We start from the raw sequence: 1,309 nt of genomic DNA on the forward strand, positions 1-1,309 counted from the left end.
TAAATCGCGTTCAGTCTCCGATCGTGAATCGTGCGCGGCAGGATTTAGCGTGGCAGTTTCCAGAAGTTGCACTAGTAAAGTCCCGGCGGGGTGAATTGGGTGAAGCGCCTTTGCTTTGGGGGTGGCTTGCAGGAATTCGGAAAAGTACGCGCTACGACCGCCTTTACTCTCAATCTGTCGGACTTGGCATAACCGACACTGTTCGAGAACACGCAAAACGTATCTGTGACCTCCAGAGGGAAGAACACGTCATCGAGGGAGAGTTAAGAGAACTGCTTGCCGACTCTCGATTTGACCATTACCGCACAGTTTTCAAAAAGTTTGGATTTGGCGATCGCAGTTAGGCGATCGTTCTCTCCCAGATTTACCCCATTGAGGGATTCCTGGATGCTGATGGTAAGCCAGAGGTGAGGATACGCCAGGGGCGAAACTCGAAAAAGCCTACCAAACGCCACCTTTCACTGAGAAGATTTCAGAAAGCCTTGGGCGCTGCTCCATCACTTGAAGCATCTGGCGATAGCCGCAAAGCCAAAGTAGTAGGCGGTTCAGATTTATGTCGTAAGTCTCTCTGGCAATGGGTGTTTACCAGAATTGAGCCGAAGCGATCGCGGCTCAAAAATGATATTGGTAAAACTTTGGGCGAACAATTGGATACTGAAAAAGCAGCTGGTCGTCCGGTGAAGCTGGTTAGAAATCGCGTTGCAGCTAAAGGAGCGCGGCTACTGTTTAGAGAATTAGTTAAAAACTTGAAGTGACAAAAACGGAATTATGAACATTGAATGCCCCTGGTGCGACCAGGTGATTGAAGAAGGGGAGCTAGAACCCAACTTTGAATTTAAACTTACTTCTTCATGGAATCATGCCGGAGCTTGCTGTAATTTGTGTGATGCCGAAATACTTGAAGCTTGTGAACTAGAAAAAACAGGCTATGAAGAATACGAGTATTACCCTTGATAACCGCCCAAGAGACAAAATGAAGATTATGCCTAATCAGTACTATTACAAATTAGAAGGACAAACCCCGGTTCCTGTTGAGTCTTTTATGGAGTGGTCTTTGTGGATAATGTCAGCTAGCACCACGGTTATGATCAATGAACTTAAAGACTCTATCGTTTCAACTAGATTCGTGGGCATAGACTTAAACCCTGGCAGCTGCAACTCGCTTTCTCAACCGATGATATTTGAAACTTTGGTCATGGGTGGGGTAATGGATGGAAAAAGGAACTTCTACCCCACCTGGGATGATGCAATACAGGGGCATCTGAAAATATGCACTCAAGTTTTTAAGCTTTCAAATGACTAGAGTGAA

General features: G+C 45.9%; 2 protein-coding genes and 1 pseudogene. All 3 read left to right on the forward strand.

Features of this window, described 5'->3' with window-relative positions:
* Positions 1-755 (forward strand): annotated as a pseudogene (locus tag AC1F2U_RS34700) (IS110 family transposase); the annotation flags it as partial.
* 13 nt (positions 756-768) lie between these two features.
* A complete protein-coding gene (locus AC1F2U_RS34705) occupies positions 769-954 on the forward strand; it encodes a hypothetical protein (RefSeq protein ID WP_480265272.1) in 186 nt (61 codons plus the stop codon).
* Entirely contained in the window at positions 929-1,303 is a 375-nt protein-coding gene (locus AC1F2U_RS34710; protein WP_480265273.1) for a hypothetical protein, read from the forward strand. The genes AC1F2U_RS34705 and AC1F2U_RS34710 overlap by 26 nt, the downstream gene beginning before the upstream one ends.
* Positions 1,304-1,309 lie beyond the last annotated feature (6 nt).

The organism is Nostoc sp. LEGE 12454 (assembly GCF_056620565.1).

Bases quoted from the DNA above. Each gene is read 5' to 3' on its own strand.
- AC1F2U_RS34705 (WP_480265272.1), top strand. From the start codon at position 769: ATGAACATTGAATGCCCCTGGTGCGACCAGGTGATTGAAGAAGGGGAG.
- AC1F2U_RS34710 (WP_480265273.1), top strand. From the start codon at position 929: ATGAAGAATACGAGTATTACCCTTGATAACCGCCCAAGAGACAAAATG.